Genomic DNA, 23,141 nt, shown 5'->3' on the forward strand with positions numbered 1-23,141 from the left:
GCCCCAGCCTGACCGGGAAGCGTGGTTCCGTCCAGCAAAACTTGTGGGCCAGCTTGGGGGCAGGTCGGACCCCGAGTGTGGGCGGTCCAGCGTGAGCCCCCCGAGCGCAGGGAGGCCACGTGACGCAAAAAGGGCGCCCGGAGGCGCCCTTTCGAAACTCTTGCGATGCCGGTCGCCGGTCAGCCCTTGGGGGCCTCGGGGGTGGGCAGCGGCTTGGGGGCGGAGGTGTTGCCGGAGGCGAGCGGGTCGTCCTGACGTTGCACCGAGCCCTCGAAGTGAGCGCCGCTTTCGATCGCGATGGTCTTGTGGATGATGTCGCCTTCGACGCGCGCGGTCGAGGTCAGGCGGACCTTCAGGCCGCGCACGCGGCCGACGACGCGGCCGTTCACCACCACGTCATCTGCGATGCACTCGCCGCGCACGGTGGCGCCTTCGCCGACGGTCAGCAGGTGGGCGCGGATGTCGCCTTCCACGGTGCCTTCGATCTGGATGTCGCCGGTGGTCTTGATGTTGCCGACGATGGTCAGGTCGGAAGACAGCGTCGACGCGGGCGGCTTGGCCTTGGGCGCGCTGGAGGCGCCGGAGGACGCGGGTGCGCTCGAGGGCGGGGTGGTTGCCTGTTTGGCGGGGGTGCCTGCGTCGGAGCTACCGGGTTTGCCGGACTCGGCGCCAGCGCCGGAGCCAGGCTCGTTGATCCTGGATTTAGAAAACATCTTGTCCTGCCTTGATGTAGGTCATCGGGTTCACCGGCTTGCCGCCGACCCGCACTTCATAGTGGAGGTGGACGCCAGTGGACCGTCCGGTGCTTCCCATATCACCGATGCGATCCCCGCGCGAGACCCTTTGACCCACTTTCACGCGAATGGCGCTCATATGCGCATAGCGGGTTTCGATGCCGAACTCGTGCTGGATTTTCACCAGGTTGCCGTAGCCCGACTGGCGCCCTGCGTGGATCACGACACCGTCGCCGGTGGCGTAGATCGGGGTGCCGTAGGCGGCGGCGAAGTCGGTGCCGTTGTGCATGCGGCCCCAGCGCGGCCCGAAGCCGGAGGTGAAGCGGAAGGCGGATTTGACTGGCACAGAGAAGGGGGCCTTCTGGGCGGCGATGCGGTAGTAGTCCATCCGCTCCAGACCCTTGAGGATGTTGTTGGCCCGGTTCTGGCCCATGTCCAGCGGCATGCCCTTGGTCGAGAAGGTCAGCGGGGTCAGCGGGCCGCCCTGGCCCGAGTAGCCGCGCTTGACGGTCGAGATCAGCTGGTCCGGCGGCAGGCCGGCGTCGCGGAACATCTTGTCGAGCGGCGCGACGGAGACGGTGAGCGCCTCTTCGAGCTGGGTGAAGATCTGGTCGTTGCGGTCGAGGATCAGCTCGCGCTCAAAGGCGAGGGCCTGGGCCTCTTCGCGGGCGGCGGCGGCGGTATCGGCCATCGCATCGCGCTCGCGTGCGGTGCTTTCAAGAGCGACGGTAAGGAAGTCCACCGTGCCTTCGACATCCGTCAGCCGGCCATCGGTGGTTTTGGCGGAGCCGGTGGCGCCTTCGAGCGTGGCGATTGCCTCGGCCTGACCGGCCAGCGCCTGATCCCGCTCTTTCATGGTGCGGCGCAGCGTGCCCTGCACCACGTTCAGCCCGGTCTCCAGTTCGCGGCGGCGGTCCTCGGAGGCGAGCAGGTCGGACTGCATCACCGAGATCTGAGCCAGCGCGGCGTTGAAGCGTTCCTGCGCGGCGGCGGCCTCTTCGGCGCGGGCGTCGCGTTGGGCGGAGAGGGCGTTGAGGCGGGTCTCGTAGCTCTTCTGCTCGCGGGCGGCCTGCTCGCGGATCGAGCCGGAGCCGATCGAGTCCATCAGCAGGACGGCGGTGGCGATGATTGCCCAGCCGACCACCAGTGCAGAGCCCGCCAGCGCGATGAGCTGCGTTTCGGGCTTGAGCCGGATGAACCGGGTCTCGGTATCCGAGCGCAGAAAGAGCCGCTGCTCGGGCAAGTGGCGCTCAAGGGCGCTGTGCATGCGGTGCAAGACGCGTGCTTTCAATGATCCGTTCCTGTTCCCGTACCCCAAATACACCCGTACGGCCCCCCAGCGGCCATCACGGATTGCGAACGTGTTAACGTAACCGGGTGAGGGATGGCAAGTTTTGCTGGCCGCACAACGTGGTTAACCGCTGGTCAGGGCGCGCGATTCGGCAGGTTCTTGCCGATTTTTGCGCCAGTTGCCGCGCCCGGCGGCGCGGGCTGCGGCGGCCCGTCGCAGGGGCGCGTTGGCCGGGCGCGCGGTCAGGTGCCTTCGACCAGCGGCCAGTAGAAATCGGGCGGCATCCCGGCTTCGGCGCGCTTCTCTTCGTTGAAGGGCGGCTTCGGCCCGCCGGGGAAGTAGCGGCGCACGAGGGTGTGGAAGGCCTCTTTCGGGTCCAGCCCGTCGCGGCCGCAGATCCAGTTGAACCATTTGGCGCCATAGGCGACGTGGCTGACCTCTTCGGCGTAGATGGTTTGCAGTGCGGAGACGGCGGAGGTGGCCCCAGCCTTGGAGAAGAGGTCGATCATGCCCGGCGTCACGTCGAGCCCGCGGGCCTCCAGCACCATCGGGACGACGGCGAGGCGGGCGGGCAGATCATGCGCGGTGTCGGAGGCGGCGCGCCACATGCCGGCGTGGGCATCGAGGCTGCCGTATTCCATGCCCAGCTCGCGCAGGCAGTCGTCCATCAGCATGAAGTGGCGGCTCTCGTCATCCGCCGCGCGCACCCAGTCGTCGTAGAAGCCGAGCGGCATGGGGGTGCCGGTGAAGCGGGCGACGACATCCCAGTGCAGGTCGATGGCGTTCAACTCGATATGGGCGACGGCGTGGAGGATCGCCTTGCGGCCGGCCTCGGTGCCGGGGCGGCGGCGGGGCACGTCTCGCGGGTCGAGCAGGGCGGGTTTGGCGGGGCGGGCGGGCGCATCGGGCGGCTGCGCTGTGCCGATGGGCAGCGGCGTGCCGGCCTCGCGGGAGGCGAGCCATGTGGCGGCGTGGCGGCGCGACAGCTCGGCTTTGCCGCGGCCCTGCGGGCAGGTGAGGACTTCGGTGGCGAGGGCGGCGAGGGTCGTGGTCATGGCGGGGGTTTAGCCCACGACCAATCGGGACGGAAGCCGTGGGGCGGGACGGCGCTGCGCGGCTCGCGTGGGAGTGCTGCTGGGTGGGGTGCGCCATGAATGTGCACCCGACGGATCTGGACGGTCTCTGGACGCGTGAAGATTGTGTGCGGTCCGGTTATGCGGAGTACCCTGCCCGGTGCGCGCCGTAAGGCGCCGGGCAGCGCCGTCCCGTCCCCCGGGGCGGCGCTTTGGTGAGGTTGAGTGCTACCTTAGAGGGAAGATGACCACTGCGCTATAAAGTGGCACGCACAGAGGTTGATAGCGCCACCTCACGGGACGGCGCTGCTCGGCTTTGGTTGTGGAATTCGGCGTGGTGCCGGATCAATCCCGGCCTACGCGGTCACAGCCCCTGCGCCGCCTCCAGCACCTCTTCGACGTGGCCTTTGACCTTCACCTTGCGCCACTCGCGGACCACTTTGCCCTCGCCGTCGATCAGGAAGGTCGCCCGTTCGATGCCCATGCTCTTCTTGCCGTACATGTTCTTCTCGACCCACACCCCGTAGGCCTCGCAGACGGCGCCGTCTTCATCGGCCACCAACGGGATGCCGAGATCGTGCTTGGCGATGAACTTCTCGTGCTTGGCCACGGTGTCGCGGCTCACGCCGACGATCTTGGCCCCGGCCTTGCCGAAGGCCTCCAGCGCGGCGGTGAACTCGATGGCCTCGGTGGTGCAGCCCGGCGTGTCATCGCGCGGGTAGAAGTAAAGCACCACCGGCGCGGGCTGCAGGCCGGAGAGCGAAATCTCGCCGCCGCCATCGCGGGGCAGGGTGAAATCAGGGGCTTTCTGGCCGGTCAGGTCCATCGTGTCGTCTCCTCTCTGGGTCCAAGGCGCTTCTCAAATCGCGCGGCTCCTGCGAATATGGCGCGCAAGAGCAGAGGGACCAGAGCTGAAGGATAACGACAGGCTGATGAGCCCGCCAAGTGACAAGCCCCAGAGTGCGGCGCAGGACGCGTCCGCGCGGTGGTTCGATGCCGCCGCCGAGGCTGAACGGCTGGCCAGCGAAGCCCGCGCGGCGGGGCGGCTGGGGCCTGCGGGCGTGGAGGGCGCGGCCCCGCCGCTCGGCGTGCCGGAGCGCGCGCCGGACCCTGCGGGCGCGGGGCAGAAACTGCCGCTGCTGATCCTGACGCCGGAGAAGGTGGGGCTGGAGGCCGAACTGCCCGCCGAGAGCGCGGCCCCGGCGCTTGGCGCGGCGCATGTGCCGGTGACCGGCGGGGCATCGGTGGTGGCGGCGCTGCGGGATGGCGGGGTGCTGGAGGGCGCGGAGGGCGATGACCTGACGCCGGAGGCTGAGCCTGAACCTGCGCCCGCCCCGCGCCGCAAGGGCCGCAAGCGTCGCCTGCTGGCGCGACCGCTGGTCTGGGCCTTTGACGTGGCGGTGCTTTGCGTGGTCGCCGTGATCCTCGCCATCCTCCTGACAGCAGGCCGCGAGTTGCCCGCGCCGGATTGGCTGGCCGCGCGGGTGGAGGCCCGGCTGAACGAGGGGCTCGGCGGCGCGCAGGTGGAGATGGGCGGGCTTTACGTGATCTTCCAGCGCACGGCCCTGCCGCGCGTCACCTTCCGCGATGTCGATATCCGCGCCGCCGATGGCACCCATATCGTCCACGTGCCGGCACTGGGCGCGACGCTCGACAAGGGCGCGCTGCTGGAGGGGCGGATTCAGCCACGGGGGATTTCGATCACCGGGGCGGCGATGCGGGCGGTGCGGGACCGGAACGGCAAGTTCGACCTGCAACTGGGCGATGTGGAGATGGCCTGGGGCGGGGCGGGCAGCCTTGGCGAGCTGCTGGCCGGGGTCGACGAGATGCTGGCGCTGCCGAGCTTTGCCCCCATCGGCGAGATCCGGGCCGACGACCTCGCGCTGGAGTTCTTCGATGCTCGCTCTGGGCGGGAATGGGTGCTCTATGACGGCGAGCTGGTGATCGCCCAGACCGAAGAAGAGGTTTCGGCCCGGCTGGCGCTGCAACTGGCAGCGGATGCGGTACCGGGGTCGGGCGGCGCGGCGCCGGAGGTGAGCGAGGACGGCTTCGAGGTTGCCCCGGCGGCGGCGGTGGTGAGCTATGCCTCGCGCAAAGGGTCCGAGGCGGCCGAGCTTGCGGCCAGCGTGGAAGGGGTTGCGGCGCAGGACATTGCCACGCTCTCGCCCGCCACGGCCTTTCTGGGGCTGATCGACGCGCCGATCTCGGGCTCGATGCGGGCTCGGGTGAGCGAGGCGGGCGGCATTGAGGAGCTGGCCGGGCGGCTGGAGATTGGCGCGGGTGCCATCGAGCCGGGGCAGGGGCAGGCGCCGATCGCGCTGGACGGCGGGCGCAGCTACTTTCGCTATCAGCCCGAGGCGGCGCGGCTGGTGTTCGACGAGCTGCGGCTGGAGGCGCCGGACGGGGCCTTTACGGCCACCGGGCAGGCCTATCTCGAAGGCATCGAAGAGACCGGCTGGCCGACCGAGCTGGTGGGGCAGCTGGCCTTCTCCAATGTCACGCTCGACCCGTCGGGCGTGTTCGCCGAGGGGCTGGCCTTTGGCTCCGGTGCGCTCGACCTGAAGCTCTCGCTCGACCCGCTCCGCCTGCGGATCGGGCAGATGGTGCTGAGCGGTGAGGATGTGACCCTGCGCGCCCGGGGCCGCGCCCGGCCGGTGCCGGAGGGCTGGGAGGCGGCGATTGACCTTGAGGTCGACCGGATCGGCCATGAGCGGCTGCTCGCGCTCTGGCCGCTGGCGCTGGCCAGCAAGACCCGCGACTGGATCGCCGAGCGGGTGCAGGCGGGGGAGCTGTTCAACGTGAAGGGCGCGCTGCGGGCGCGGCCCGGCGAGGAACGGCCGGTGATGAGCTTGGTCTACGAGTTCAAGGGCGGCGAGGTGCAGGTGCTGCCGACCCTGCCGCCGGTGCAGGGCGCGGCGGGCTACTCCTCGATCTCGGAGGGGGCCTATACGCTCTCGCTCGACGCGGGCCATATCGACGCGCCCGAGGGCGGGCGGGTCGACGTGGCGGGCACGGTGCTGCGGGTGCCGGATGTGCACAAGGTGCCCTCGGACATGGAGGTGAACCTCGTGTCCAAGAGCAGCGCGACGGCGGTGCTCTCGATCCTCGATCAGGAGCCGTGGCGGTTTTTGAGCAAGGCGGGGCAGCCGGTGGATCTGGCCGAGGGCACGGCGGCACTGGAGGGGGTTATCAGCTTTCCGCTGATCAAGGATGTGCCGAAGGAGCAGATCGGCTTTCGGGTGAACGGCGTGCTGACCGGCGTGCGCTCGGAGCAGGTGGTGCCGGGACGCACGCTGACCGCCGAGCGGCTGGAGGTGCTGGCCCACACCGAGGAGATCGAGATCAAGGGGCCGGGGCGGATCGAAGGGCTGCCGATCACCGCCGCTTGGGTGCAGCCGATCGACAAGCCGGGGCCGCAGCCCTCCCGCGTGGAGGGAACCATCGAACTGAGCCAGGCTTTCGTGGACCGGTTCAACATCGGCCTGCCGAATGGGATGGTCTCGGGCGCGGGCACCGGGCAGTTCACCATCGATCTGGCACGCGGCACGGCGCCGCGCTTCAGCCTGCGCTCCGACCTCAACCGGATGGGGCTGACCATTCGCGAGTTGGCGTGGAGCAAGGGGCCGGCGACGAAGGGCTCGCTTCAGGTGGAGGGGCAGCTTGGCGAGCCGCCGGAGATTGAGCGGCTGGCGCTGACGGCGCCCGGGCTTACGGCGGAGGGCCGGGTGACGCTGAACCCCGGCGGCGGACTGCGCACGGCGGAGTTTAGCCGGGTGAAGGCGGGCGCGTGGATCGACGCGCCGGTGACGCTCACCGGGCGGGGCCGGGGGGCGACGCCTGCGGTGAGCGTGCGCGGCGGCTGGGTCGATATCCGCCGCACCAGTTTCGCCCAGGGTGGGGGCGGCGGCACGGCGGGGGCACCGATGAGCCTTGCGCTGGACCGGCTGATCATCTCCGACAGCATCGCCCTGCAAGGCTTCCGCGCCGATCTGACCACGCGGGGCGGGCTGAACGGCAAGTTCAGCGGAAGGGTGAACGGGGCGGCCCCTGTTTCGGGCACGCTGGTGCCGGTGAAGGGCAAGACCGCGGTGCGCATGGCCGCGGATGATGCGGGCCGGCTGTTTCGGGCGGCCGGGCTCTTCAAGAAGGGGCAGGGCGGGGAGATGCAGCTGACGCTGGTGCCGCGCGCGGAGGCGGGGCAGTACAACGGCGAGCTGAAGGTGAAGAACGTGCGGGTGCAGAGCGCGCCGGGGCTGGCGGCGCTGCTGAACGCGATCTCGGTGGTGGGGCTGCTGGAACAGCTCAACGGGTCGGGCCTGCTGCTGAGCAACACCGAGGTGAACTTTCGGCTCACGCCCAACGCGGTGCAGATCAACCACGGCTCGGCGGTTGGCCCCTCGGTCGGGATCTCGATGGCGGGGGTCTATGACATGAACCGCGATTACATGCAGCTGCAGGGCGTGTTCTCGCCGATCTACGTGGTGAACGGGATCGGGCGGATCATCTCGAAGAAGGGTGAGGGGTTCTTTGGGTTCAACTACAAGATGACCGGCCCGGCCTCGGGGCCGCGGGTGAGCGTGAACCCGCTCTCGGTGCTGACGCCGGGGATCTTCAGGGAGATATTCCGCCAGCCGCCGCCGAGGTTGGCGAATTAGGCGAGGTCGGGGCGCAATTCTTGACCGTAGTGGCTGGGGTATCCGTTGTGCAGTGGGGGGCCAGCCCCCCACACCCCCCGCGAATATTTGCAGCAAGAAAATGAACAGGGGTGGGGAGAATTTTAGATGAATTGGAATTGTCTTGGGGCGGGGTGGTTGGTGTGTTTGGGACGCGGCGGTGCGTTAAGGTTGATTTGGAGTTAATGGCTTGTGCTGGAGGGGGGCGGGCCTGTAGGGCGGCGGCATGAAGCTGGATGATTTCGACTTTGATTTGCCCGAGGCGCTGATCGCGGTGCGGCCTGCCTATCCGCGCGGCTCGTCGCGGCTGTTGGTGGCGGGCGCGGGCTGGATCGACGATCGCGGCGTGGCCGATATTTGCGACTATCTGCGGCCCGGCGACCGGCTGGTGCTGAACAACACCAAGGTTATTCCGGCCCGTCTTTCGGGGCTGCGGCGGCGCGACAGCGCGCAGGGGCCTGTGGAGGCGCGGGTCGAGGTAACGCTGCTGGAGCCGGGCGGCGGGGCCGAATGGCTGGCGCTGGCGCGGCCCGCCAAGAAGGTGAAGCCCGGCGAAGTGGTGGAGTTTGGCGGCGGCCTGAGCGCCGAGGTGCTGAGCCGCGAGGGCGGCGAGGTGGTGCTGCGGTTCTCTGTCGAGGGCGCGGATTTTGACGCCGCGCTGGAGGCGGTGGGTGCGATGCCGTTGCCACCCTACATCGCCGCGCGGCGGGCGGCGGACGAGGCCGACCGGGAGGATTATCAGACCGTCTTTGCACGGCACTCGGGCGCGGTGGCGGCGCCCACGGCGAGCCTGCATTTTGACGAGGCGCTTTTGGCGCGCATCAAGGCGATGGGCGTGGGGCTGACCGAGGTGACGCTGCATGTGGGCGCGGGCACCTTTTTGCCGGTGACGGTGGAAGATGTGACCACCCACCGGATGCACGCTGAGCGCGGCGAGGTGAGCGCGCAGGCGGCGCAGGAGATCAACGCGACCAAGGCGGCGGGCGGGCGGATCATCCCCGTGGGCACTACCGCGCTGCGGCTGATCGAGAGCGCGGCAGTGGCAAAAGGCGAGATCGCGCCGTGGGAGGGGGAGACGGATATCTTCATCTACCCCGGTTTCGAGTTCAGCCTCACTGACGCGCTGATGACGAATTTTCACCTGCCCAAGTCCACGCTTATGATGCTGGTCTCGGCGCTGATGGGGCAGGAGCGGATCGCGGAAATTTACCGGCACGCCATAGAGGCGGGCTACAGGTTCTTTTCCTATGGGGACAGCTCCTTGCTGCTTCCCGGCGAATAACGACGGCATGTGTCGCTGAGAGGCGGTTCACGCCCCCGGCCGATGGGGCATTGCGGGGCAAATTCAGGAAGGTCTGACGAATGGTACGGGTGATCGCGAGCACATGGGCGCTGCTTTTGGGCGTCATGCTGCTTATGGTGGGCAACGGGGTGCAGGGCACGCTGCTGGGTATCCGCGGCTCGCTGGAGGGATTCTCGACACTGCAGATGTCTTTCGTGATGTCGGCCTATTTCGTCGGCTTCCTCGGCGGCTCGCGGATGGCGCCGGAGATGATCCGGCGGGTCGGGCATGTGCGGGTGTTCGCGGCGCTGGGCTCGTTCATCAGCGCGGTGCTGATCCTCTACCCGACGGTGGCCAACCCCTGGGCCTGGATGGTGGGGCGTGTGGTGATCGGCTTCTGTTTCTCCGGGGTCTATGTGACCGCCGAGAGCTGGCTAAACAACTCGGTCTCCAACGACATTCGGGGCAAGGCGCTCTCGCTCTACATGATCGTGCAGATGGTGGGCATCGTGGCGGCGCAGTTCCTGCTGATGGCGGGCGACCCGACCGGGTTTGTGCTCTTCGTCATTCCCAGCGTGCTGGTGTCGATCTCCTTTGCGCCGATCCTGCTGAACGTGCAGCCCACGCCCGCGTTTGACACCACCAAGCCGCTGAGCCTGATCGCGCTCTACCACGTGTCGCCGCTGGGGATGGTGGGCGCCTTCCTGCTGGGCGGGGTCTACGCGGCGATGTTCGGCATGTCGGCGGTCTTTGCCACGCAGGCCGGGTTCACCGTGGCGGAGACCTCGTTTTTCGTGGCCTCGATCTACGTGGGCGGGCTGCTCATGCAATATCCCATCGGCTGGATCAGCGACCGGATGGACCGGCGCCTGCTGATCGCACTTCTGGGCATCGGCGGGGCTGTGGCCGGGGCCTTTGGCCTGCTCTTCGGCGGCTCCTTCGTGGCGGTGCTGATCGCGGGCTTCTGCATTGGCGGCATGTCGAACCCGCTCTACGCACTGATCATCGCCTATACCAATGACTTCCTCGAGGTCGAAGACATGGCCGCTGCTTCGGGCGGGCTGATCTTCATCAACGGGGTGGGGGCGATCGCGGGGCCGATCGTGACCGGTTGGTTCATGGGGCTGGTCGGGCCGCTCGGGTTTTTTGTGTACATCGCCTTCCTGATGGCGGCGGTGGCCTGCTACGCCTTCTGGCGGATGACGCGGCGGCCTTCGGTTTCGGTCGAGGACACCGGCCATTATGCGCCGGTTCTGCCCTCGGCCACGGCGGTGGCCGTGGACATGGCGCAGGAGGTCTTCGTGGAGGGGCTGGAAGAAGGCCAGGCCGAAGAGGCGGCGGCGCAGCCCTCGGCGCAGTAAGGGGGGCCAGTGTTGAGACCTGTGCTGGGGCCAGTGATGAGACCGGTGCTTTGAGTTGTGCGCCCCGCCTGCGCGTGCAAGGCTGGGCGCAGGAGGAGTGTGCATGGTCGGACCGGAGGAGATTTGCCGGTTCTGGATCGACGAGATCGGTCCGGACGGCTGGTACTTGCAGGATGACGCGCTCGATGCGCGCATCCGGGCGGGGTTTCAGGAGAGTTGGGAGGCGATTGCCGCCGGCGCGCGGCCCGATTGGGGCTGGACCGCCCGCGAGGTGCTGGCGCGGATCATCCTGACCGACCAGTTTCCGCGCAACATGTTCCGCGGCGATGCCCGCAGTTTCGAGACCGACGGGCTGGCGCGCGAATGGGCCAAATGGGCCGTGGCCGAGGGGCGCGACGACCGCGTGCCGGAGCCGGAGAAGCAGTTTTTCTACCTGCCGATGATGCATTCGGAGGTGCTGGCCGATCAGGATGCCGCCGTGCGGCTGTTTCTGGTGCGGATGCCGGGCGACAACCTGCGCCATGCCCGCGCCCATAGGCAGGTGATCCGGGATTTCGGGCGGTTTCCCTATCGCAACCCGGCGCTCGGGCGGGCTTCGAGCGCGGCGGAGCAGGCCTATCTGGAGGCGGGGGGCTACCGCTGGTCGATCAACCATGTCGATGACGCCAGCGCCGACAGTTGGTTTTCGGCGGGGTAAGGTGCGGGGAATGCGCGGCTTTTCCCTGCCATGTGGCAACCGCATGGCGGGATTTCGGGCGCGGGCCGGGGTGCCTGGCCGCTGGGGCTTTCGCAGGTTGCCGAAAATAGTTTAACACTAAACCAGTTTTGAAACGGGAGAGAATCATGGCCTCGCAGAACTACGACCTGATCGTCATCGGTGCCGGTCCGGGCGGCTACGTGGCCGCGATCCGCGCCGCGCAGCTCGGGCTGAACGTGGTTTGCATCGAGCGGGAGAACCTCGGCGGCATCTGCCTGAACTGGGGCTGCATCCCGACCAAGGCGCTGCTGCGCTCGTCGGAGGTGTTTCACCTGATGCACCGGGCCAAGGATTTCGGTCTTTCGGTCGAGAAGGCCGACTATGACCTCGACGCCGTGGTGAAGCGCTCGCGCGGTGTGGCCGCGCAGATGGAAGGCGGGATCAAACACCTGTTCAAGAAGAACAAGGTCGCCTCGATCATGGGGGAGGCCAAGATCACCGGGAAGGGCAAGGTTTCGGTCAAGACCGAGAAGGGCACCGAGGAGCTGACGGCGAAGAACATCGTTGTGGCGACCGGCGCACGGGCACGGGAGCTGCCGGGGCTTGAGGCCGACGGTGATCTGGTCTGGACCTACCGCCATGCGCTGACGCCGAAGCGGATGCCGAAGAAGCTGCTGGTGATCGGCTCCGGCGCCATCGGGATCGAATTTGCGAGCTTCTACAACACCTTGGGCGCCGATACGACGGTCGTCGAGGTGATGGACCGGGTGCTGCCGGTGGAGGACAAGGACATTTCTGCCTTCGCCAAGAAGCAGTTCGAGAAGCAGGGCATGAAGATCATGGAGAAGGCCATGGTCAAGCAGCTTGATCGGGCGAAAGGCAAGGTTACGGCCCATATCGAAGTTGGTGGCAAGGTGGAGAAGATGGACTTCGACACCGTGATCTCCGCCGTGGGGATCGTCGGGAACGTCGAAGGGCTGGGCCTTGAAGAGCTGGGCGTGAAGATCGACCGAACCCATGTTGTGACCGATGAGTATTGCGGCACCGGAGTTGAGGGCGTGTACGCGATTGGCGATATCGCCGGGGCGCCATGGCTGGCGCATAAGGCATCGCACGAAGGCGTCATGGTGGCCGAGAAGATCGCGGGGCAGCATGTGCATCCGATCAAGCCGGGGTCGATTGCCGGCTGCACCTATTGCCATCCGCAGGTGGCCAGCGTGGGCATGACCGAGGCGAAGGCCAAGGAGGCCGGGTACGAGCTGAAGGTCGGCAAGTTCCCCTTCATCGGCAATGGCAAGGCAGTTGCGCTGGGCGAGCCGGAGGGCATGGTGAAGACGGTGTTCGACGCGAAGACCGGCGAGCTTCTGGGCGCGCATATGGTGGGCGCCGAGGTGACCGAGCTGATCCAGGGCTACGTGGTGGGCCGCCAGTTGGAGACCACCGAGGAAGACCTGATGCACACGGTCTTCCCGCATCCGACGCTGAGCGAGATGATGCATGAGTCTGTGCTGGAGGCTTACGGGCGGGCGATACATATTTAGCGCGGAAAGCGCGAGCTTTCTGCGACGGTGGGCGGCAGTGGATCGCGCAGCGATCTGCGAGAGCCCACACCGTTGAAGATTGGGGGCGTCCTGCGGGGCGCCCTTTTGTTTGAGGTGCGGCCGGGCATGGCACAGCTCCCGCCCGCCCACCCCGCTGCGCCATGCCCGGCCTGCGCGGGGTGGGGAGGTGGGTGGTCAGCTCCGGGTTCACCAAAGCAGGAGCTGCTTGCGGGGCCATCCATCACCTGACCCCGGCGTGGCCGACGGGCCGTCTCGCATCAACAGGAATAGCCGTATCCCCGTTCCGGGGGCCCTCGGCGATTCCTGTTGACCCGAGCCGGCCCGCCGTCCCTTTGGGGTGCAGGCGAAGGGTGGCTCCGAAGCAGGATCTGCGGTTTGGTTACGGAAATTCCAGTGATTGCGATATTTGGTAACGTATCGCTTGCGTGGAATCCCTCTGAGGCGTAGATTTGCGGGCAAGCGAGCAGGGAGGAGCAAGCCAATGGCCGGAGAGGCTTTCATTTGTGACGGGGTGCGCACGGCGATTGGACGCTATGGCGGGGCGCTGTCACAGGTCAGGGCGGATGATCTGGCCGCGGTGCCGATCAAGGCGCTGATGGCGCGGAACACCGGTCTGGATGCGGGTGCAATCGATGATGTGATATACGGCTGCGCCAACCAGGCGGGCGAAGACAACCGCAACGTGGCGCGGATGGCCTTGCTGCTGGCGGGGCTGCCCGAGACGGTGCCGGGGGCGACGATCAACCGGCTTTGCGCCAGCGGGATGGATGCGATTGGCACCGTGTCCCGCGCGATCAAGGCGGGGGATTATGACCTTGCGATTGCGGGCGGCGTGGAGAGCATGAGCCGTGCGCCGTTTGTGATGGGCAAGGCGACGAGCGCCTTTTCCCGCGCGGCGGAGGTGTTTGACACCACCATCGGCTGGCGCTTCGTGAACAAGTCGATGAAAGCGGCTTATGGCGTGGACTCCATGCCCGAGACGGCGGACAACGTGGCCGCTGATTGGGGCGTTTCTCGTGAGGATCAAGATGCTTTTGCCGCGCGGTCTCAGGCCCGTTGGGCCGGAGCGGATGCGGCTGGGGTGTTTGCCGAGGAGATCGTTCCGGTGGAGATCCCGCAGCGGAAGGGTGATCCGGTTGTTGTGACGCAGGACGAACACCCGCGGCCCGGCACTACGGCGGAGCAACTGGGGCGCTTGCGCGGCGTGAACGGGCCGGAGCTGACGGTGACGGCGGGCAATGCCTCGGGCGTCAACGATGGCGCGGCGGCGCTGCTGGTGGCGAGCGAGGGCGCGGCGCATGTGCATGGGCTCAAGCCGCTGGCGCGGATCGTGACGATGCAATCGGCGGGCGTTGCGCCGCGGGTCATGGGCATCGGCCCGGTGCCGGCGGTGAAGAAGGCTCTGGCGAAGGCCGGGCTGACCATCGAGCAGATGGACGTGATCGAGCTGAACGAGGCCTTTGCTGCGCAGGGCATCGCGGTGCTGCGCGACCTCGGCGTGGCGGAGGATGCGGCCCATGTGAACCCCAATGGCGGGGCGATTGCGATTGGCCACCCGCTCGGCATGAGCGGCGCGCGGATCGTGCTGACGGCGGCGCGGGAGCTGCAGCGGCGCGGCGGGAAATATGCACTCTGCACCATGTGCGTGGGCGTGGGGCAGGGGGTTGCACTCATAATCGAAAGGGTCTGAGCCATGTATGCACAGATGATCAAATCCGAAGGCGGGAAGAGCCGCGAGGAGATGTCGCCCGAGGAGGCGGCGTTTCAGGACCGGATCGACGGGGGTGAGACCATCGAGCCGCAGGACTGGATGCCGGAGGGGTACCGCAAGACGCTGATCCGGCAGATTGGCCAGCATGCGCATAGCGAGATCGTGGGGCAGCTGCCGGAGGGCAACTGGATCACCCGGGCGCCAACGCTGGAGCGCAAGGCGATTTTGCTCGCCAAGGTGCAGGATGAGGCGGGGCATGGGCTTTACTTGTATTGCGCGGCCGAGACGCTGGGGATCAGTCGCGATGACATGACGGAGCAGCTGCTCTCGGGGCGGATGAAGTATTCGTCGATCTTCAACTATCCGACGCTGAGCTGGGCCGATATCGGGGCGGTGGGCTGGCTGGTGGATGGCGCGGCGATCATGAACCAGGTGCCGTTGCAGCGCACGAGTTATGGGCCCTATTCGCGCGCGATGATCCGGATCTGCAAGGAGGAGAGCTTTCACCAGCGGCAGGGCTTCGACATCATGATGAAGATGGCGAAGGGGACGGAGGCGCAGCGGCGGATGGCGCAGGATGCGCTGGATCGGTTCTGGTATCCGTCGCTGATGATGTTCGGGCCGTCTGACGCGGAGTCCGTGCATTCGGCGCAGAACATGGCCTGGCGGATCAAGATCAACGGCAATGACGAGCTGCGGCAGAAGTTCGTGGACCAGACGGTGCCGCAGGCGGAGTTCCTCGGGCTGAAGGTGCCGGATGAGCACTTGAAGTGGAACGAGGAGAAGGGCGGCTACGACTTCTCTGAGCCGGACTGGGAGGAGTTCTTTGCCGTGCTCAAGGGCGCGGGACCAGAGAGTGCCGAGCGGATGAAGGCACGGCGCGATGCCTGGGATGACGGCCAGTGGGTGCGCGATGCGATGACCGCCCATGCCGAGAAGAAGGCGGCGCGGCGGGAGGCGGCGGAGTGAGCCTCGAGCGCGCCATGCCGGTCTTGCAGGTGCGGGATGTTGCCCTGTCTGCCGCGTTCTACGAGCGGCTGGGGTTCGAGGCCAAGATCTGGGGCGACCCGCCGGGCTTTGCGATTTGCCGCCGGGGCGGGGTGACGCTGGCGCTGGACCGGGCGGGCGATGGCAAGGTGCCGCTGAACCAGTGGTGGGCGGCCTATGTCTACACCGCCGATGTGGAGGCGTTGCGGGCCGAGTTTTCGGCGGCGGGACTGAAGCCGACGGAGATGCACCACCCCGAGCACTACGGGTGCGACGATTTTGATGTGGTGGACCCGGACGGCCACCGGATTGCCTTCGGGCAGGACCGGGGCGGGACGTTCGGGCTGTGAGGAGGAGAGTGCGATGAGCAGGGAATGGCCGTTGTGGGAAGTGTTCATCCGGGGCAGCCACGGGATGAGCCATCGGCATGTGGGATCGCTCCATGCGGCGGATGCGGAGCATGCGCTGCTGTCGGCGCGGGATGTGTATACGCGGCGGAATGAGGGGGTTTCGATCTGGGTAGTGCCCTCGGTGCAGATCACCGCATCGAACCCAGACGACAAGGGGCCGTTCTACGAGCCGTCGCAATCGAAGGTCTATCGGCATCCGAGCTTTTTCGACATCCCTGATGACGTGGGGGCGATGTGATGCTGGATGGCGGGATGGACCCGGTTGGCGCGCTGGCGCTGCGGATGGGGGACAATGCGCTGATCCTCGGGCACCGGGTATCTGAGTGGTGCGGGCGGGCGCCGGTGCTGGAGGAGGATATCGCGCTGGCGAATATCGCGCTCGACCTCATCGGGCAGGCGCAGCTGTGGCTGGGGCTGGCGGGGGAGGCTGACGGGCGGAGCGCCGATGAGTTGGCGTTCCTGCGGGATGCCTGGGACTTTCGCTGCCTGTTGCTGGTGGAGCAGCCGAACGGGGATTTTGGGCGCACGGTGATGCGGCAGTTTCTGTTTGATGCATGGCATGTGGAGATGCTGCGGGGGCTGTGTGGGTCGCGTGAACCGCGGGTTTCGGAGATTGCGCAGAAGGCGGTGCGGGAGGTGGAGTATCACCTCGAGCGGTCCTCGGCGCAGGTGATCGCGCTGGGCGATGGCACCGAGGAAAGCCACGGGCGGATGCAGGCGGCGCTCGATTGGCTCTGGCCCTGGGCCGGCGAGGCGCTGGTGGCTGATCCGGTGGATGTGGCGCTGGCGGAGGCCGGGGTTGCGCCCTCGGTGGAGGAGTTGCGGCCGGGCTGGGAGGCAACGCTGCGCGCCGTGCTGGGGGAGGCGACGCTGAACATCCCCGAGAGCGAGTTTGCCCATCGCGGCGGGAAGGACGGCAAGCGGCATTCAGAGGCGCTGGGGCATCTGCTGACCCAGATGCAATGGCTCCAGCGGGCCTATCCGGGGGCGGAGTGGTGAGCATGGCCGAGGTGCGGCTGTCGGAGGCGGAGGTCTGGGAGGTGCTGGGCGGCGTGCCGGACCCGGAGATTCCGGTGATCTCTCTTGTCGATCTCGGGGTGATCCGGGGCGTGGGCTACGAGGGCGATACGCTCATAGTGACCGTGACGCCGACCTACTCGGGCTGCCCGGCGACGGCGGTGATCAACATGGATATCGAGGCGGCCTTGCGGGCGGCGGGGGTGGCGCAGCTGGAGCTGCGTCGCCAGCTCGCCCCGCCGTGGACGACCAATTGGCTCAGTGCCGAGGGGCGGGCGAAGCTGGAGGCCTATGGCATCGCGCCGCCGCAACCTGTGGGCGGGCCGGAGCGGTGCCCGCGCTGTGCGAGCGGGAACCTCCACAAGATCAGCCAGTTCGGCTCGACGCCCTGCAAGGCGCAATGGCGCTGCGGCGACTGCCTCGAACCTTTCGACCACTTCAAGTGCATCTGAAAGGGCATCCGACATGGCCCAATTTCTCCCCCTGACCGTGACCGACGTGCGGCCCACCACCCGCGAGGCGGTGGTGGTGACGCTTCAGCCCGACGACCCGGAGGCCTTTGCCTTCACCCAAGGCCAATATCTGACCTTCCGGCAGGAGATCGACGGCACCGAGATCCGGCGCAGTTATTCGATCTGCTGCGGCGTGGGCGAGGGGTTGCAGGTGGGGATCAAGCGGGTCGAGGGCGGCGCGTTTTCATCCTGGGCGAATGACAATCTGAAGCCGGGTATGCGACTGGAGGCTATGCCGCCCTCGGGGCGGTTCTTCGTGACGCTGGGCGAGGCGCCCAAGCATTACCTCGCCTTCGCGGGTGGCTCGGGGATCACCCCCGTTTTGTCGCTCATCCGCACCACGCTGGCCGCCGAACCGCAGAGCCGCTTCACGCTGGTCTATGCCAACCGGGCGGCGGCGACGGTGATGTTCCGCGAGGAGCTGGAAGACCTGAAGAACCGGCACATGGGGCGGTTCCGGGTGATCCATGTGCTGGAGCATGATGGGCAGGAGGTGCCGCTGTTTTCGGGCCGGGTGGACGGCGAGAAGGTGGCGGCGCTGTTCGGCGGCTTGATCGAGCCGGAGGGGGTGGACGTGGCTTTCATCTGCGGGCCGGAGCCGATGATGCTGGCGATCTCGGAGGCGTTGAAGGCCGCGGGGCTTTCGGGCGATCAGATCAGGTTCGAGCTGTTCAAATCCGACCAGCCGGGGCGGTTGCCGCAACGGGTGGTGGCGGCGCTGGCAGAGGGGGCCAAAGGCGCGGAGGCGAAGGTAACGCTGGACGGCGTGACGCGGACGCTGACGGTGGAGCCGGGGCAGACGGTGCTGGAGGCGGGATTGGCAGCCTCGATGGAGGTGCCGTTCTCCTGCCGCGCGGGGGTGTGCTCCACCTGCCGCTGCCGGGTGCTGGAGGGCGAGGTGGAGATGGCGGCGAACTACGCGCTGGAGGATGACGAGGTGGCGAAGGGCTATGTGCTGAGCTGCCAGAGCCATGTGATCTCGGAGCGGGTGGTGGTGAGCTACGACGAGTAGGGGCGGGTGAGGGTGCGGCATGAGGCCAGCGCCCGCACCGCGCGGGGCGCCTCTCATCCCACGGTGGCATCAATGCTGCGCGCGTCGGTTTCGTTTAGCGCAATCTCACCGAAGCGCCCGCCCCGTGGCGGGGCGGTGCGGGCGCTGGCCGGCGGTGCCGGCCGGGTACTCCATCGAGGCGTGGAATCTGCCCAAAGGCAGGGTAGGCTCTCCCGATGAACTGGACCGCCCAGATCGATGGCTATTGTGAGCGGCTCTCCCCGGCGTTCTGGGCGGAGCCGATCAATGCTGTCACCAACGCGGCCTTTTTGGTGGCGGCGCTGGTGGCCTTTCTCCATGCGCGGCGGATCGGGCAGGCGCGGGGGCCGGTGCTGGTGCTCTGCCTGCTGCTCGCGGCCATCGGGCTCGGCTCCTTTGCCTTTCATACCTTCGCCACGCGCTGGGCGGCGCTGGCCGATGTGGCGCCGATCCAGCTCTTCTCGCTGGTGGCGCTCGGGGCCGGGGTGCATCGGTTCACCGGGGCGCGCTGGCGAAGGACGGCGCTGCTGGTGCCCATGGTGCTGGCGCTGCTGATCGCTGCCATATGGGGGTTTGCGCAAGTCGCCCCGCCCGCGCTGCGGGGCGCGGTGGGCTATGCGCCTGCGTTCCTGTCACTCTGGGGCTTTGCGGTGCTGCTTGCGGTGCAGGGCAGCCCGCTCGCACGGACGATGGCGGTGGCGGCGCTGGTGTTTACCCTGTCGCTCACCGCGCGGACGCTGGACCTGCCGTTCTGTGACGCGATCCCGCTTGGCACTCATTGGCTCTGGCACCTGCTGAACGCGGTCACGCTGGCGCTGGTGATCCGTGTGCTGGCCGGGCAGGGGGCGATTATCCGCCGCAGATAGGGGCGGCGGGCGGATGGCCCACCCTACTTGTCGACCGGGAGCCCGCTGGGCACGGCATCCGGCACGCCGAGGCGGCCGTCGATGGCGGGTTGGTCGGTGAGGCTTTCGAGAAAGGCCATGAGCAGCGCCACATCGGCATCGCTCAGGGGCCGGTCCTCCACCACGATGGCAGCCTCCAGCGCGGCGCGGTCGGCGGCGTCGGAGAGGGGGCCCAATGCTTCATGCTCCAGCGCGGCGAGCCGGGCGGGCGTGCCATCATAGGCGGCGAGCGCGGCGCGGGGGGCGGCGTGGGCGCGCAGGAAGGCCTCCAGATCGGCATAGGCGCCGGAGTGGCCATAGGGCGCGGTGGCGGTGACGTTGCGCAGGGAGGGCGTGCGGAAGGCGTAGGCATCTGCCGGGTCGCCGGTGACGCCCATGCGGCCCACGTCGCGGTGGTGGGTCTCGAAGGCGAGGCGCTTGCCGGGGCCGATCTGCGGCACGCCCATGGCGTGAAAGCCGTGGTCGGTTTGCAGGGCGCCGGCGTGGCAGCCGGAGCAGCCTGCCGTGCCATAGAAGAGCTGCGCGCCCGCGAGCGCCTCTGCCGAAAGCGCGGCCTCATCACCGCGCAGGAAGGCATCGAAGGGCGCGGCATCGGCCCGCCATTCGAAGGCCATGAAGGCGGCGATGGCGTTGGAGATATCGGTAAAATGCAGCGGGCGGCCTGCGGCGACCTCGGGATAGACCGCCTCGAACCGCTGCTGGTAGTCGCCCGCGCCTTCGACGCGGCGCGCGATGATATCCCACGCGCCGCCGGGCCCGGTGATCCGGCCCGAGCGGGTGGCCTTTGAGATGTCATTCTCGCGAACGTGGCCTGCCATCTCGTCGGCGGAGAGCACGGGGAACATGGTTTGCGCCGAGAGGATGCCGGAAAAGCCGACCTCCATGTCTTCGCCCATCGGGGTGCGGAAGCCGGATTTGCGGCTCGGGTCCACCTCGATCCGGCCATCGTGGAAGAGCACGGTGAACTGGTGCGCGCCGAGGTTGAAGAGGGCGGGCGCGTTGCGGGGGATGAACTCGTCGGGGTAATTCGCCGGGTCCGCCACGCGGTCAGGTCCGAGGCCTGCGCCGCCCTCACCCATGCCGAGGGAGAGGCCGTCGGAGGTGGCGAAGCGCGGGTGGTGGCAGGTGGCGCAGGCGATGTTGCGGTTGCCCGAGAGGATGGGGTCGTAGAAGAGCAGTTGGCCGAGCGCGGCTTCGGCCTCGTTCACTGCGATGAAATCGGCATCGGTCAGGGGCGCGGGGAACTCCTGCGCGAAGGCGGGCGCGGCGAGCAGCAGGGCGAGCGCGAGGCTACGCATAGGCCTTGGCCTTCTCCTCGAGCGAGATCACCCGGGGCTCCGCCAGCGGCGCCCCGCCGGGAAAGAGCGGGTGGCGCTTGTGCGCGCCTTTCAGCCAGCCGCCGAACATGATGCGCCCGATGGAGAGGAAGACGCCGAAGGTGGAGCCGGAGGTGGGCGGCAGCCCCTCGGGCAGGGGGCGCTCCTTGGGCACGTTCACCCGCGCCTTCACCGGGCCGAGGGCGTCCGGGTTCGCGATGCCGTGGGTGATTGCCCCGAAGAACGGGTAGCGCGGGCCGGGGCCGGTGTTGCCCAGCGGCGTGTTGCAGCAGGCGGTGTACCAGCGGGCGAGGCCATTGGGGCTGAGACGGAGAGCCGCGATGTGCTCCTTGCCTTGGGTGATCGAGAGCCGGTCGCAGCGGAACTGGATGATATCGGTGCCGTCCGCGGGGCCGAGAATGTCATCGCGCCCCAGCACACGGGCGAAGGCGCGGCAGGAGTTGCAGTGGCAGATTACCCGGTTGCCCTGCGGCGGCGCGGGGCGGGCAGTGATGGCAAGCTTCACCTTGCCGCAATCGCAGGTGAGCGTGATGGGGTCGGGCATGGGTGGTCTCCTCCGGGGCGGAGGTTAGGGCAGGTGGGGCGGAGGGGGAAGGGGTGCTCCGGCGCATGGTGGTAACGGGTGCAGGGGAGAACATAGGGAACTCGCAGCGCAGGTGACCGCTTTGAGCCCAATCCAACCTAGCTATGCTAAAGGGTTTGTGCTTCGTACTCGTCGCGCACATCGTCATCGACCAAAACACCCCTATTGCCTCCGTAGAGCCTATCGTTTTGATCTTTGCGGGGCCCGGAGATCCAATAGAAATCACCGGTTTCGGTTTCGAAGTAGTTTGCTTTGAAACCGGCACCTTTAAGGCTCTGGAAGCGAAGACCTTTGTAGTAAAGGGTCTTGCCCGATTTTGAGAAGTAAACGCGTCCGATCACGGCATGTCCCTCAAGACCTTCGGACTTGGCTTCAATGTACATAATTCGCGAGCGAGACAGCCGGAACTCCTCCGGTAGTGTCGCATCCTGATCGAGTTTCTTTCTCCAATGATCGGCGTGTCGCATTGAGGCGCTCGATTTCTTGATTGCTGTCGCTGCACTGATACCAACAAAGCTGAAAGTCATCAAAGTCCGCTCAGCCGACCGCCATCGCTGCCAACTCCCGAGCTCGTTGTCGGACACTGCTGTTCGCCATGAAGCTGCGCCTGAATCGCGTTCGGCCACACGCGGCGTCGTTTGCTTACAGTAGCCGTGGTGAGGCCCTGCATGTCGATCCACCGGAAAAGCCCCCCATCCCAAAAGTGATTCGAAAATCCCTTCCCATGCGAATCACCTTGCGTTACGGTGGTCTCAGACCCGGAAAACCGGGCGACACGAGGCAGATCAGGCAGTCTGATGACAGAGATGGTTTTTGGCACGGCCCCCGTCCGCACGGGCGAGCCGGTGCTTCCCCGATGGTGGCGGACGATCGACAAGTGGTCGATGTCCTGCATTCTGCTGCTCTTCGGCGTGGGGTTGCTGCTGGGCCTTGCGGCCTCGCCGCCGCTGGCTGCCCGCAACGGGCTGGACCCGTTCTATTACGTGCAGCGGCAGGCCTTCTTCGGTGGACTCTCGCTCGTGGTGATGTTCGCCTTCTCGATGATGAACCCGAGTCTCGTGCGCCGCCTTGCGGTGCTGGGCTTCTTCGTTTCCTTCGTGGCGCTCCTGCTGCTGCCGGTCTTCGGCACCGACTTCGGCAAGGGCGCGACCCGGTGGTTCTCGCTCGGGTTTGCCTCGGTGCAGCCTTCGGAGTTCCTCAAGCCCGGCTTCGTGGTGCTCGCGGCATGGCTGATGGCCGCCTCGCAGCAGGTGGCGGGGCCTCCGGGCAAGTCTTTCTCCTTCATTCTCGCGGTCGTCATCGTGATGCTGCTCGCGCTGCAGCCCGACTTTGGCCAGGCCTGCCTGATCCTCTTTGCATGGGCGGTGATGTACTTCGTCGCCGGTGCGCCGATCACCATCCTCGTCGTGGTGGCGGGGCTCGTGGTGGTGGGCGGCCTCACGGCCTATGAAGGCTCCGAGCACTTTGCCCGCCGGATCGACGGCTTTTTGAACCCCGATCTCGACCCGCGCACCCAGCTTGGCTACGCCACCAATGCGATCCGCGAAGGCGGGTTCTTTGGCGTCGGCGTGGGTGAGGGGCAGGTTAAATGGTCGCTCCCCGATGCGCATACAGACTTCATCATCGCGGTGGCGGCGGAGGAATACGGGCTGGTGCTCGTGCTCGCCATCATCCTGCTCTACGCCACCATCGTCGTGCGCTCGCTGCTGCGGCTGATGCGTGAGCGCGACCCGTTCATCCGGCTGGCGGGCACCGGGCTGGCCTGCATCTTCGGCGTGCAGGCGATGATCAACATGGGGGTGGCCGTGCGGCTGCTGCCTGCCAAGGGCATGACCCTGCCTTTCGTCTCCTACGGCGGCTCGTCGATGATTGCGGGCGGTATCCTCGTGGGGATGCTGCTGGCCTTCACCCGCACGCGCCCGCAGGGACAGATCGGCGACATTCTGCTGCGGAGGCATCCGTGACGCGCGACCTGC

General features: G+C 67.4%; 21 protein-coding genes. 14 read left to right on the forward strand and 7 right to left on the reverse strand.

The genetic code is table 11. The features are described 5' to 3' along the window. Positions 1-179: 179 nt before the first annotated feature. The 4 genes from KUV38_RS03960 to KUV38_RS03975 all read right to left on the reverse strand — a co-directional run bounded on the left by KUV38_RS03960 (position 180) and on the right by KUV38_RS03975 (position 3,924). Positions 180-713, reverse strand: a complete 534-nt coding sequence (locus KUV38_RS03960; RefSeq protein ID WP_222468801.1) for a polymer-forming cytoskeletal protein — start codon at positions 711-713, stop codon at positions 180-182. Continuing rightward, positions 703-2,001 carry a DUF5930 domain-containing protein gene (locus KUV38_RS03965; RefSeq protein ID WP_410000858.1) on the reverse strand — a complete coding sequence of 433 codons (1,299 nt, stop codon included), beginning with the start codon at positions 1,999-2,001 and terminating at the stop codon, positions 703-705. The genes KUV38_RS03960 and KUV38_RS03965 overlap by 11 nt, the downstream gene beginning before the upstream one ends. A 266-nt stretch (positions 2,002-2,267) precedes the next feature. Beyond that, entirely contained in the window at positions 2,268-3,080 is an 813-nt protein-coding gene (locus tag KUV38_RS03970; RefSeq protein ID WP_222468803.1) for a ferritin-like domain-containing protein, read from the reverse strand. Between the two features lie 382 nt (positions 3,081-3,462). After that, positions 3,463-3,924: a peroxiredoxin gene (locus KUV38_RS03975; RefSeq protein ID WP_222468804.1), complete on the reverse strand. Its 462-nt coding sequence runs from the start codon at positions 3,922-3,924 to the stop codon at positions 3,463-3,465. Between the two features lie 106 nt (positions 3,925-4,030). On the opposite strand from KUV38_RS03975, the gene KUV38_RS03980 reads away from it, so the two are divergent. The 13 genes from KUV38_RS03980 (at position 4,031) to KUV38_RS04040 (ending at position 19,206) form a co-directional block, all read left to right on the forward strand. Further along, on the forward strand, positions 4,031-7,753 hold the full coding sequence (locus KUV38_RS03980) for an AsmA-like C-terminal region-containing protein (protein WP_222468805.1): 3,723 nt from the start codon (positions 4,031-4,033) through the stop codon (positions 7,751-7,753). A 244-nt stretch (positions 7,754-7,997) separates the two neighbouring features. Next, entirely contained in the window at positions 7,998-9,053 is a 1,056-nt protein-coding gene (gene queA / locus KUV38_RS03985) for a tRNA preQ1(34) S-adenosylmethionine ribosyltransferase-isomerase QueA (RefSeq protein ID WP_222468806.1), read from the forward strand. 80 nt (positions 9,054-9,133) lie between these two features. Further along, on the forward strand, positions 9,134-10,414 hold the full coding sequence (locus KUV38_RS03990) for an MFS transporter (RefSeq protein WP_222468807.1): 1,281 nt from the start codon (positions 9,134-9,136) through the stop codon (positions 10,412-10,414). Between the two features lie 103 nt (positions 10,415-10,517). Continuing rightward, entirely contained in the window at positions 10,518-11,111 is a 594-nt protein-coding gene (locus KUV38_RS03995) for a DUF924 family protein (RefSeq protein ID WP_222468808.1), read from the forward strand. Positions 11,112-11,257: 146 nt separating this feature from the next. Next, the gene (gene lpdA / locus KUV38_RS04000; RefSeq protein ID WP_222468809.1) at positions 11,258-12,652 is read left to right on the forward strand and encodes a dihydrolipoyl dehydrogenase; all 1,395 of its coding nucleotides are present in this window, start codon (positions 11,258-11,260) and stop codon (positions 12,650-12,652) included. Positions 12,653-13,154: 502 nt separating this feature from the next. Then, on the forward strand, positions 13,155-14,363 hold the full coding sequence (pcaF, locus tag KUV38_RS04005) for a 3-oxoadipyl-CoA thiolase (protein WP_222468810.1): 1,209 nt from the start codon (positions 13,155-13,157) through the stop codon (positions 14,361-14,363). Between the two features lie 3 nt (positions 14,364-14,366). Beyond that, on the forward strand, positions 14,367-15,353 hold the full coding sequence (gene paaA / locus KUV38_RS04010; protein WP_222468811.1) for a 1,2-phenylacetyl-CoA epoxidase subunit PaaA: 987 nt from the start codon (positions 14,367-14,369) through the stop codon (positions 15,351-15,353). Continuing rightward, positions 15,350-15,721: a VOC family protein gene (locus KUV38_RS04015; RefSeq protein WP_222468812.1), complete on the forward strand. Its 372-nt coding sequence runs from the start codon at positions 15,350-15,352 to the stop codon at positions 15,719-15,721. Before paaA ends, KUV38_RS04015 begins: the two co-directional genes overlap by 4 nt. A gap of 13 nt (positions 15,722-15,734) precedes the next feature. Then, positions 15,735-16,019 (forward strand): 1,2-phenylacetyl-CoA epoxidase subunit PaaB, encoded by a 285-nt coding sequence (gene paaB, locus KUV38_RS04020; protein ID WP_074255158.1) that lies wholly within the window; start codon positions 15,735-15,737, stop codon positions 16,017-16,019. After that, on the forward strand, positions 16,019-16,780 hold the full coding sequence (paaC, locus tag KUV38_RS04025; protein WP_261385148.1) for a 1,2-phenylacetyl-CoA epoxidase subunit PaaC: 762 nt from the start codon (positions 16,019-16,021) through the stop codon (positions 16,778-16,780). The genes paaB and paaC overlap by 1 nt, the downstream gene beginning before the upstream one ends. A gap of 2 nt (positions 16,781-16,782) precedes the next feature. Then, on the forward strand, positions 16,783-17,250 hold the full coding sequence (paaD, locus tag KUV38_RS04030) for a 1,2-phenylacetyl-CoA epoxidase subunit PaaD (protein WP_222468813.1): 468 nt from the start codon (positions 16,783-16,785) through the stop codon (positions 17,248-17,250). 13 nt (positions 17,251-17,263) lie between these two features. Then, complete coding sequence (locus tag KUV38_RS04035; RefSeq protein WP_222468814.1) at positions 17,264-18,322, forward strand: 2Fe-2S iron-sulfur cluster-binding protein; 1,059 nt, start codon at positions 17,264-17,266, stop codon at positions 18,320-18,322. Positions 18,323-18,537: 215 nt separating this feature from the next. Beyond that, the gene (locus KUV38_RS04040; protein ID WP_222468815.1) at positions 18,538-19,206 is read left to right on the forward strand and encodes a ceramidase domain-containing protein; all 669 of its coding nucleotides are present in this window, start codon (positions 18,538-18,540) and stop codon (positions 19,204-19,206) included. Positions 19,207-19,229: 23 nt separating this feature from the next. Here KUV38_RS04040 and KUV38_RS04045 read toward each other — a convergent pair whose 3' ends face one another. From KUV38_RS04045 to KUV38_RS04055, 3 genes are all read right to left on the reverse strand, one after another. After that, on the reverse strand, positions 19,230-20,543 hold the full coding sequence (locus tag KUV38_RS04045) for a cytochrome-c peroxidase (RefSeq protein WP_222468816.1): 1,314 nt from the start codon (positions 20,541-20,543) through the stop codon (positions 19,230-19,232). Then, complete coding sequence (locus tag KUV38_RS04050) at positions 20,536-21,126, reverse strand: DUF6151 family protein (protein ID WP_222468817.1); 591 nt, start codon at positions 21,124-21,126, stop codon at positions 20,536-20,538. Before KUV38_RS04050 ends, KUV38_RS04045 begins: the two co-directional genes overlap by 8 nt. 146 nt (positions 21,127-21,272) lie before the next feature. Continuing rightward, complete coding sequence (locus KUV38_RS04055) at positions 21,273-21,749, reverse strand: hypothetical protein (RefSeq protein ID WP_261385149.1); 477 nt, start codon at positions 21,747-21,749, stop codon at positions 21,273-21,275. Between the two features lie 213 nt (positions 21,750-21,962). Between KUV38_RS04055 and ftsW the strand changes: the two genes are divergently transcribed. Further along, a complete protein-coding gene (gene ftsW / locus KUV38_RS04060; RefSeq protein ID WP_222468818.1) occupies positions 21,963-23,129 on the forward strand; it encodes a putative lipid II flippase FtsW in 1,167 nt (388 codons plus the stop codon). The last annotated feature ends 12 nt before the right edge of the window (positions 23,130-23,141 follow it).

It is taken from the genome of Vannielia litorea (assembly GCF_019801175.1).
GTDB lineage: Bacteria > Pseudomonadota > Alphaproteobacteria > Rhodobacterales > Rhodobacteraceae > Vannielia > Vannielia litorea_B.

What these genes read in the sequence shown, in the direction of transcription:
- KUV38_RS03960 (WP_222468801.1), bottom strand. Translation starts at nt 713, where the DNA reads ATGTTTTCTAAATCCAGGATCAACGAGCCTGGCTCCGGCGCTGGCGCC.
- KUV38_RS03965 (WP_410000858.1), bottom strand. Translation starts at nt 2,001, where the DNA reads ATGCACAGCGCCCTTGAGCGCCACTTGCCCGAGCAGCGGCTCTTTCTG.
- KUV38_RS03970 (WP_222468803.1), bottom strand. Translation starts at nt 3,080, where the DNA reads ATGACCACGACCCTCGCCGCCCTCGCCACCGAAGTCCTCACCTGCCCG.
- KUV38_RS03975 (WP_222468804.1), bottom strand. Translation starts at nt 3,924, where the DNA reads ATGGACCTGACCGGCCAGAAAGCCCCTGATTTCACCCTGCCCCGCGAT.
- KUV38_RS03980 (WP_222468805.1), top strand. Translation starts at nt 4,031, where the DNA reads ATGAGCCCGCCAAGTGACAAGCCCCAGAGTGCGGCGCAGGACGCGTCC.
- queA (WP_222468806.1), top strand. Translation starts at nt 7,998, where the DNA reads ATGAAGCTGGATGATTTCGACTTTGATTTGCCCGAGGCGCTGATCGCG.
- KUV38_RS03990 (WP_222468807.1), top strand. Translation starts at nt 9,134, where the DNA reads ATGGTACGGGTGATCGCGAGCACATGGGCGCTGCTTTTGGGCGTCATG.
- KUV38_RS03995 (WP_222468808.1), top strand. Translation starts at nt 10,518, where the DNA reads ATGGTCGGACCGGAGGAGATTTGCCGGTTCTGGATCGACGAGATCGGT.
- lpdA (WP_222468809.1), top strand. Translation starts at nt 11,258, where the DNA reads ATGGCCTCGCAGAACTACGACCTGATCGTCATCGGTGCCGGTCCGGGC.
- pcaF (WP_222468810.1), top strand. Translation starts at nt 13,155, where the DNA reads ATGGCCGGAGAGGCTTTCATTTGTGACGGGGTGCGCACGGCGATTGGA.
- paaA (WP_222468811.1), top strand. Translation starts at nt 14,367, where the DNA reads ATGTATGCACAGATGATCAAATCCGAAGGCGGGAAGAGCCGCGAGGAG.
- paaB (WP_074255158.1), top strand. Translation starts at nt 15,735, where the DNA reads ATGAGCAGGGAATGGCCGTTGTGGGAAGTGTTCATCCGGGGCAGCCAC.
- paaC (WP_261385148.1), top strand. Translation starts at nt 16,019, where the DNA reads ATGCTGGATGGCGGGATGGACCCGGTTGGCGCGCTGGCGCTGCGGATG.
- paaD (WP_222468813.1), top strand. Translation starts at nt 16,783, where the DNA reads ATGGCCGAGGTGCGGCTGTCGGAGGCGGAGGTCTGGGAGGTGCTGGGC.
- KUV38_RS04035 (WP_222468814.1), top strand. Translation starts at nt 17,264, where the DNA reads ATGGCCCAATTTCTCCCCCTGACCGTGACCGACGTGCGGCCCACCACC.
- KUV38_RS04040 (WP_222468815.1), top strand. Translation starts at nt 18,538, where the DNA reads ATGAACTGGACCGCCCAGATCGATGGCTATTGTGAGCGGCTCTCCCCG.
- KUV38_RS04045 (WP_222468816.1), bottom strand. Translation starts at nt 20,543, where the DNA reads ATGCGTAGCCTCGCGCTCGCCCTGCTGCTCGCCGCGCCCGCCTTCGCG.
- KUV38_RS04050 (WP_222468817.1), bottom strand. Translation starts at nt 21,126, where the DNA reads ATGCCCGACCCCATCACGCTCACCTGCGATTGCGGCAAGGTGAAGCTT.
- ftsW (WP_222468818.1), top strand. Translation starts at nt 21,963, where the DNA reads ATGACAGAGATGGTTTTTGGCACGGCCCCCGTCCGCACGGGCGAGCCG.